The following is a 9,011-nucleotide window of genomic DNA, read 5'->3' on the forward strand; positions in this document are numbered from 1 at the left end:
AAAATTGTTGACGAAGTTGAGCGGGTTCTTGATCTCATGCGCGATGCCGGCGGTGAGCTGGCCGAGGGATGCAAGCTTCTCGGTTTGAATCAATCGATCCTGAGCGGCGCGCAAATTGTCGAGTGATTGGGCGAGTTCCCGAGTGCGGTCCTGCACCTCGTTGAACAGGCGCGTGTTCTCGACGGCGATCACGGCCTGGTCGGCAAAGGTCCTGAGCAGGTTGATCGCCTTGTCCGGGAAATGTCCAGCCTCCGGCCGCGTCACGCCAATGGTGCCGATCGCAACGCCGTCGCGCAGCATCGGGATCACGAGGATGCTGCGATAGCCTCTGGTTCGCGCGAGCTCCTTCATCGCTTCCGTGAGGTCGGGTTCGTTCTGCATGTCGCTGCGGAAAGCATATTCTCCACTCGTCGCCACCCGGCTGTGAATGCCCGACGCCGACAGCGGCGTGGGAAACGAGCTGAGCAGCTCCTCGTTGCCGGCCTCATTGTCGGTGGTGAAGGCGGCCAGATGCAGCATGCCGTCGATGACGCGGGTGACGGTGGAGGAATGCCCGCCGATCAGCGCCTTGGCGCTGTCGGAGATGGCCTGGAACACCGGCGTGACGTCGGAAGGCGAGGCGGCGATCACCTTGAGGATGTCGGCGGTCGCGGTCTGGCGTTCCAGCGCTTCCCTGGTCGCGTTGAACAGGCTCACATTCTTGATCGCGATCACCGCCTGGTCGGCGAAGGTTTGCAACAGCTGGACGTGATGCTCGCCGAAGGTCCCGGTCGTGCGGCGCGTCGCGATGATGACGCCGATCGCTTCGCCCTCGCTCATCAGGGGCGCGAACAGCATGCTGCGAAAGCCGCGGGCCCGCGCGATGTCGCGCGCGGCCGGCTCGAGCTCGGTGTCGGGCAGTTGCGCTGCAGCACCATGGGCCACGAGCTCGTAGGCCGGAAACCGCGCGAATAGCACCGGGAACGAGGACTGGAGCACGCGGTCACCGACCGGATCGGTCGGGGTGAATGCCGCAAGGTGGGCGGCGCCGTCGATATAGCGAAGCACCGCCGTGGAAAAGCCGCCGATCAAGCGATTGGCGTTGGCGGCGATGGCATCGAACACGGGCTGCACGTCGGATGGCGATCCAGCCATCACCTTCAGGATGTCGGCCGTGGCGGTCTGGCGCTCCAGTGCCTGGCGTGTCTCGTTGAACAGCCGCGCATTCTCGATCGCGATCACGGCCTGGTCTGCAAACGTCTGGAGCAGCTGCACGAGATCGGGCGCGAACGCGCCGGGCTCGGCGCGCGTGACGCTGATCATGCCGACCGCCGTGCCCTGGTTCATCAGCGGCATGAACAGCACGCTGCGGAAGCCGCGCAGCCGCGCCAACTGGCGGTTCAGCTCCGGGACGTCATCGGCCTCGCTGTCGGGAAACTGGATCGTCTCGCCGCCACGAACCCGGGCAAAGGTCGGGAAGTCGGCGATCCGCCGGGGAAACGAGGCCTTCAGCCCTTCATCGGCTTCCGGGCTGGTCGGCGTAAACGCCACGAGGTGCAGCTCGTCGCCGATGAACTGGAGCACGGTGGCGGAGAAGCCGCCGAGCAGGCGCTTCGAGCTGGACGCGATCGCGGCGAATACCGGCCGTGCATCGGAGGGGGGAGGCCGCGATGGTGCGCAGGATCTCGGCGCTGACGCTTTGGCGATCGTGCGCAATCGCAAGCTCGGCTCGCAGCTGCGCGTTCTCGGCAGCAGTTGACTGCAACTGCCGTTTGAGCTCGTCGATCCCGGCGACGTCGTTGGAAGGGGCGGTCATTCGCAATCCGGTTGTGTGCCTCGATGTACGGGGCACCGAGCCGGATTATCACATCTCCCGCGGTCGGAGCCAGCGCCTGCGGCCGCAACCTGGCCGCCGAAACCCGGCCCTTCTTACGTGCCAGGCCGCGACACCTCGGTTTCCTTGCTGGTGATGAACTCCAGCAGCACCGGCACGCCTTCCTGCGTCTTCTGGATGCCGCGCTTGATCGCCGGGACGATGTCTTCCGGCTTCGTCACCCGCTCGCCATAGCCGCCGAAGGCGCGCGCCATCGCGGCGTAGTCGCCGGAAATGTCCGTAGAGCGATACTTTTCGGTCGAGATCGGCATGACCTTCAATTCGATCGCCATCGAGAAATTGTTGAGCAGGATCGACATGATCGGGATGCGCTCGCGCACTGCCGTCTCGAAATCCATACCCGTAAAACCAATTGCCGCATCGCCCCAGACATTGATGCAGAGCTTGTCGGGCTTTGCCAGCTTGGCGCCCATCGCTAGCCCAAGGCCGTAGCCGAGCTGCGTCGTCTTGCCCCAGCCGAGATAGGTGAGGGGTTCGACCGATTTCCAGAACGGGGAGAGCTGATCGCGCGGGCTTCCGGCATCATGCGTGATGATGGTGTTGCGGATGTCGACGGTGTGCTGGAGGTCCCAGAGCACGCGGTAGGGACTGAGCGGCGCGTCATTGCTGGTGAGCTTCGGCATCCATTTTGCCAGCCACTCCTCGTGTGAGGCCGCGATCTCGGCCGCGACTGCCGATGCGTCGCGATCGGAGGTGACGGTCTTGCCGATCTCCTCGAGCAGCGCATCGAGCACAAGGCCGGCATCGCCGACGAGGCCGATCTTCGCCTCCACATCTTTGTTGAGATGGTTCGGATCGAGCGTGGAATGGATGATGGTCTTGCCCTTCGGCATCGCGATGCCGAAACTGGTCTCGGTGAAGGAGCAGCCGATGCCGAAGATGACGTCGGCCTCGCTCAGGAATTTCGGGACCGCCCGCGGCACCGCGAGGCCGCCGGAGCCGAGCGAGAGCGGATGCGTTTCCGGGAACGACGATTTGCCCCCGAGGCTGGTGGTGACGGGTATGGCGAGCCGCTCCGCGAGCCGTTTCAGTTGCGGCCACGCCTGCGCGTAATGCACGCCCTGGCCGGCATAGATCACCGGGCGCTTTGCGTTGACGAGCAGGTGGGCTGCCTCCCTCACGTGCACGGGGTCGGCGCCGTAGCGGGTGCGCAGCACCGGCGTGTAGTTGAGCGGCTCCGGCACCTCTTCGTTCCACATGTCGGAGGGAATCTCGACGATGACGGGACCGCCGCGGCCGTTCTTCAGCTTGGTGAAGGCGCGGCGGAAGATGTTGGCAACTTCAGTTGCCAGGATGATCGGCTCGGACGATTTCGCGAACGGCTTCATCGCCTCGCTGGAGTTGAAGTTCGGCTCGATATGCGAGAGCCGCCGCTGATAGCCCATCGGCAGCACCAGCACGGGAACGGATTCGCCATAGCACTGCGCGACGCCACCCATCGCGTTCTCCGCACCCGGCCCATGCTGCATGCAGAACGCGCCGATCGAGCGGCCCGACGTCACGCGCGAGATCGCGTCCGCCATGTGCACCCCGACGCGCTCCTGCCGCACCATCACCGGACGGATGTCGGCTTTCGCTGCGTGCTCGATCAGGTGATTGACGGGATAGCCGCAGAGGATCTCGATCCCCTCGCGCCTCATGATTTCCGCGATCGCGGTGCCGAGCTTCATGACGTCTCTCCCTGGGGCAGGCCGGTTGGTCCGGCTGGTTGGAGGAGAGAGGATCAGGAATCTTGGGGTGCGTAAAGCGCGGGCGAGCGAGTGCCGAGGTAGGTCAGCTATGCAGCGCGAGCGTCAGGTCGCCCGGACGCGCCGGCCGCCACAGCCGCAGGTCGGCCTCACTAGCGGCCGACAAACGTCCTATTTGCAGTTTTTGCAAATCGTCAGCTTTCGTTTCAAGGCCTCATCTTCCTGATCAACCGATGACTGCCCGGCGAGGCCATTTGTATCCAGATTGGACTTGGAGCCCTTTGCCGCGCGTGACCTCACAGGCGGCGTCACCTGACCTGAGGTGTCATTGTCGTCGACGGTGCCTACGCTGAAGCCATCGTAGTCGGCGGCCGGATTCGGCAACGGCGTAGGCCCACCGATCACAGGTGTCGAAGCCGCTCTGCCGGACGCCGTCGGCGGAATTCCGGAATCTTTGGCGTTTGTGCGTGGCGGCGATGCTTGGGGCGGAGCAAGCGAAACCGGCGGCGAGACCGAACTCTGTCCTCTCGCGCTGTCCTGCGACCAGACGCCGACAAACATGAGGCTGAGAGCCAAGAGCGTCACGCTTTTCATCCGCATCCTTCAAGCAGCTCTGGTTCATCGATTGACAGCATGGCTTGTCGAGCCACGCTGTGCTGAAGAATATCAGGACTCACATGACCGTCAAAGCGCCGTAGCCCGGACGGAGTGCAGCATAGTCCGGGACAAATGCATCTGCGCCCTTTCTCGAAGAGGGGACGCAACAGGCAGAGCTCGGGCGAAACAAGCCGCGAGAACGCGAGCGCGTGTTAGTTATTCAGCGACGGTCTCGTGCCCCGGACGCGGCGCAGCGCCCCTTGGCGGTGCGCCGCAGAGCCGGGGCCCATGCTGCAGCGATCCGTGTGGCTTCCTGGATCCCGGCTCTGCGGAGCGTCACTGCGTGCCGCACCGCGTCCGGGACACGAGGGTGGCGGATGCCATCACCCACACGAGATTGTGGAGCTGCCATGCTTCCAACCGCATCCGGCGCCTCTCTACCCGGTCTCCTCCAGTGCGCGGCGCAGCTTTCGGATGATGACGCCGCGGGCGCGGTCGTCCGCGGCGGCCCCAATCCTGTCGTTGATGTCGAGCATGAGCTCCGACATTTCGTTGTGCCAGTCGAGACGGGTCACGGCCTCCGGCGCAAGCCGCCGGCGATGATCGACGTCGAGCACGCGCGGTTCGGGCGCGGCGAGTTCGAAGATGTCGTCCAGCACGGGTTGATAGATCCTGGCCGCCGGAATGATGCGTTCGGCGACACGCTCTGCCAGCCCCGCGATCGCGCTTTCTTCGCCGTGAACCAGGAACAACCCACGGGCGATAGGGCGGCGTGCGGCGATCCAGCTGGCCATGCCGGCACCGTCGGCATGGCCCGAATATTCGTCGATCATGCGAATCCGCGCCGCGACCCTGATCTCCTCGCCCTGGATCCGCACGGCCTTGGCCCCGTTCTGCAGGAAACGGCCGAGCGTGCCGTTGGCCTGGAAGCCCGCGAGAAGCACGGTCGCGCGCTCGTTCCAGAGCCAGCGTTTCAGATGATGGCGGATGCGGCCGGCGTCGCACATGCCGCTCGCCGCAATGATGATGTGAAAGCCGGTGAGCCGCATGATCGCCTTGCTCTCGTCCGCGGTCTCGGTGAATTTGAGATGCGGCGAATTGAGCAGGCGATTGGCATCGATGGTCGGGTCGAGGCTCGCGGCATGCCGGCGAAACACCTCGGTGGCACGGATCGCGAGCGGGGAGTCGAGGAAGATCGGCGCCGTCGGGATCTCGCCGTGCCCCATCAGGTCGACGAGATCGACGATCAGCTCCTGGGTGCGCTCGACCGCGAAGGCAGGTATCAACAGCGCGCCCCCGGCCGCCGCCGCATCGCGCACCTCGGCGGCGAGGTGCTGCCGGCGGAGCGTGGGTGTCGTGGCGGCACGCACCCGGTCGCCATAGGTGGATTCCGAGATGACATAGTCGAGGTCGGTTGGTGCTTCGGGATCGGGCTGGAGCAGCTTTGCCTCGGGCCCGACATCGCCGGAGAGCAGCACGCGCAGCGGACGCGTCGAACCTTGCTCGGCGATTTCGAGCTCGATCGAGGCGGAGCCGAGCAGGTGGCCGGCGTTCCAGTAGCGCGCGCGAACACCCGGGATCACGTCGGTCCAGAGTTCATAGTCGACTGCGCGAAACGAGCGAAGCGATGCAATTGCGTCGGCCTGCGTGTAGATCGGCCGCACTTCCTTGCGGCCGCGCGCAGCGTTCCGTCGATTGAGTTGCGCGACTTCCGATTCCTGGATATTGCCGGCGTCGGGCAGCATGTAGGAGCAGAGGTCGATCGTGCCCTGCGTCGCCAGGATAGGTCCCTCAAATCCCGCGCGCACGAGTTTCGGCAGCAATCCGCTGTGGTCGATATGCGCGTGCGTGAGCAACACCGCGTCGATGTCGGCGGGGCGGAAGGGAAAGGCGCCGTAATTGAGCTCCTTGAGCGTCTTCTGGCCCTGGAACAGGCCGCAATCGACCAGGAAGCGGCCTGTGGCGGTCTGGAACAAATAGCTCGAGCCGGTCACGGTGCGGGCGGCGCCGCAAAATCGGACGGTGGTGCTCATGTCGTCGTCTCCGGCGAATGTGTCTTAGCCAGTTCGGACCGCAGGGCGCCTGCGAGAATCTCGTCAAGCGCGATCGCGTTGGTCGGATGCGGCACGCTGTCGGTCGAACGGATCGACCGGATACCGGCGTCGGTGAATGCTGTGACCATGGCGGGTGGAAACAGCGCGTGCGTCACGACCGCATCAACGGCAGTCGCGCTCATCGCTCTCAGTGCTTTCGCCGCGACCATCAGCGTCGTCCCGGAGGACACGATGTCGTCCACCATCAGCGCGGGCCGCCCTGAGAGCAGGGCGGGATTGGCAAAGGTGATATCCACGGAACGATCGTCGTGCCGCATTTTTTGCGCCACCGTGTGCTGCAATTGCAGCCGGCCGGCGAGATCGATCACCCAAGGTTCGGACTCCGCGTCAGGACCGATGACGACGGTTGTGGGATCGATGCCGCCCGTCGCCAGCGCGTTCGCAATCGCCGGCATGGCAGACAGGTTCTCCGCTTCGATACCTGGAAATACGGACCTGATGTCAGGGGTGCGATGCAGGTGCGCATCCACGGTGATGACGCGGTCCACGATCGTCGCAAGCAAAGTGCCCATAGCGCGCTGGCTGATGGCCTCGCCCGGATGAAACGCAGCGTCCTGCCGCATGTAGCAGAGATAGGGCGCGACCAGGACAAGCCGCTTCGCGCCGCCCCGTCGCAGTGCCTCCGCCGCAAAGAGCAGGGCGATCAGTTTGTCGTTGGGTTGATCGAGCGGAGTATAGAGAATGGTGGTGTCTGCCGCGGGCGCGACCGTGACGCGCAACTCGCCGTCAGGAAAGCGATGCAGTGCGATCTCGTCGCAGGCAATCCCGAGGCGCGCCGCCAGCCGCTTCGCCGCGTCGGTGCCGGACGGCAGTGACTGAAGCGAGACTCTGCTCACGACGACGCCTTGCCCGGAAGGACTTCGTGGCCGTCGAGGACGTAGCCGCTTTCCGCTGCAGCGGCGGAAGCGACCAGGTCGTGCTCCGGCTGACCGAAGGTGTAGACGCGGTAAAGCGGCTCGCCCTGCTCGACGCGGTCGCCGATCTTCTTGAACAGGCGGATGCCGGCGCCCTTGTCGAGTGGTGCGCCGGCCGTACGAGCGAGGCGATTGAGGCGCAGGCAATCGATCGCGGACACCACGCCGTCACGAGGTGCCTTGACGTCGAAGCTGAGCGATCCCAGTTCGCTGCTGCATGTTGACGGACCCTGAGCGTCGATGATCCTCTGCATCTGCTTCAGCGCCGCGCCGCAATCGAGCAGTTCGCGCGCCCGGGCATAGCCGGCTCCACCGCGCAGCTTCGGATCGCACTCCAGCAGGTGCGCGGCGAGCCGCAGCGATTTCTCGCGCAGGTCGCGCGGAGCGTCCGGATCGTTGCCCAGCACCGCCATCACGTCATTGGCCTCGAGTACCGGCCCGATGCCGTTGCCGATCGGCTGGCTGCCATCGGTCGCGATGACCTCGACCGCGCGGCCGAACCGGTCGCCGACGAATTCGAACAGTTTTCGCAGCCGCATCGCGTCGACGGCGCTGGTGACCTTCGCGGTCGGCCCGACCGGAATGTCGATCAGAAGGTGCGTCGAGCCTGCCGCGATCTTCTTGGACATGATGGAAGCGACCATCTGCTCGCGGGTATCGAGACTCAGGGGGCGTTCGACCGAGATCAGAACGTCGTCAGCCGGCGACAGGTTGACGTGTCCACCCCAGATCAGGCAGCCGTTGCAGGCCGAAACGATCGCCTTCATCTCTTCGACGCCGACATTGACGCGCGCCAGGACCTCCATCGTATCGGCCGTTCCGGCCGGCGAGGTGATGGCGCGCGAGGAGGTCTTGGGAATCGGCAGGCCGTGCGCGGCGACGATCGGCACCACGACCATCGAGGTGCGATTGCCGGGAATTCCGCCGATGCAGTGCTTGTCGACGACAACCGGGGCCGGCCACACCAATTGAGTACCGGCCTCGGCCATCGCCCCGGTGAGGGCCAGGAGTTCATCGCTGGTGATGAAGCTCGCCGAGCCGATCAGGAAGGCGGCTATCTCCATGTCCGAGTAGCGATAATGTGCGAGATCGTTGATGATCGCGCCGATCTCCGCCTTGCTCAGCGTTCGCCCGTGGATTTTCGCGCGCACCGCTTCCAGGCTCTCCGGAGGCGAGGCGGGCGTGACCGAAACCTGCGTGCCGGCGGCCTGCGCGAAGCGCCGGAACGCGGGTTCGGAGAGCCCGATCTCGTCCTGAGCCACCAGCGTGTCGTCGTCCGCGATCAGCAGCGTCGCCAGCAGCACCTTGCCGTTGAGGCGAAGCTCGACGCGGCTGAAGCCGCGGAAGATCTCCGCGCGCAGCGCCTTCGATCGCCTGGAGATGACGACGACGTTCTCGCGGCCAGTATCGAGGCGGACGCGGCGGATCTTCAGTTGGGAGTGCGGGAGATCTGGATGCATGAGCGGGCCGGCAGGAGGGACTCGGTCTCCAACCTTAGCCGTCACTGTCCTGGCGTTGTTGACTCAGATCATGGCTGTGACGCTGCTGACCCGAGGGGCGCGGCGTTGCGTACGCTCGTCATTGCAAGCGCGGCAATCCGCAATGGCGCGGCGTGGAGCCGAACGCCGGAGCGATACTGCCCCTGTCAGAAGGCCGCATTCGGCCGGCTATGCCGGTTACTTCATCGCCGAGTCGACGGAGTTGAACTTGTTGTTCAGGAGTGCGCTTCCTGTGTTGTTCACAACCGTAACGATCGCGAGCGCAATGCCGGCAGCGATCAGACCATACTCGATGGCGGTGGCACCATTTTCATCGGCAAGGAAGG

General features: G+C 65.0%; 6 protein-coding genes and 1 pseudogene. All 7 read right to left on the reverse strand.

Going from position 1 to position 9,011, the window contains the following annotated elements:
* Positions 1 to 1,795: pseudogene (locus AC629_RS23950) on the reverse strand (GAF domain-containing protein); the annotation flags it as partial.
* 113 nt (positions 1,796 to 1,908) lie between these two features.
* A complete protein-coding gene (locus tag AC629_RS23955) occupies positions 1,909 to 3,597 on the reverse strand; it encodes a thiamine pyrophosphate-requiring protein (protein WP_283847538.1) in 1,689 nt (562 codons plus the stop codon).
* A gap of 135 nt (positions 3,598 to 3,732) precedes the next feature.
* Entirely contained in the window at positions 3,733 to 4,155 is a 423-nt protein-coding gene (locus AC629_RS23960; protein ID WP_084807416.1) for a superantigen-like protein SSL4, read from the reverse strand.
* Between the two features lie 440 nt (positions 4,156 to 4,595).
* Positions 4,596 to 6,191, reverse strand: coding sequence for an MBL fold metallo-hydrolase (locus AC629_RS23965; RefSeq protein WP_084807417.1), 1,596 nt, complete (start codon positions 6,189 to 6,191; stop codon positions 4,596 to 4,598).
* Positions 6,188 to 7,108, reverse strand: a complete 921-nt coding sequence (locus AC629_RS23970; RefSeq protein ID WP_084807418.1) for a ribose-phosphate pyrophosphokinase — start codon at positions 7,106 to 7,108, stop codon at positions 6,188 to 6,190. Before AC629_RS23970 ends, AC629_RS23965 begins: the two co-directional genes overlap by 4 nt.
* Entirely contained in the window at positions 7,105 to 8,646 is a 1,542-nt protein-coding gene (locus AC629_RS23975; protein WP_084807419.1) for a thymidine phosphorylase family protein, read from the reverse strand. The genes AC629_RS23970 and AC629_RS23975 overlap by 4 nt, the downstream gene beginning before the upstream one ends.
* 216 nt (positions 8,647 to 8,862) lie before the next feature.
* A partial coding sequence (locus AC629_RS23980) for a Flp family type IVb pilin (RefSeq protein ID WP_084807420.1) occupies positions 8,863 to 9,011 on the reverse strand: 149 nt, incomplete at its 5' end.

The organism is Bradyrhizobium sp. NAS80.1, assembly GCF_001908205.1.
Lineage (GTDB): Bacteria > Pseudomonadota > Alphaproteobacteria > Rhizobiales > Xanthobacteraceae > Bradyrhizobium.

Coding starts and splice junctions, on each gene's coding strand:
- AC629_RS23975 (WP_084807419.1), bottom strand. CDS start 8,646: ATGCATCCAGATCTCCCGCACTCCCAACTGAAGATCCGCCGCGTCCGC.
- AC629_RS23960 (WP_084807416.1), bottom strand. CDS start 4,155: ATGAAAAGCGTGACGCTCTTGGCTCTCAGCCTCATGTTTGTCGGCGTC.
- AC629_RS23965 (WP_084807417.1), bottom strand. CDS start 6,191: ATGAGCACCACCGTCCGATTTTGCGGCGCCGCCCGCACCGTGACCGGC.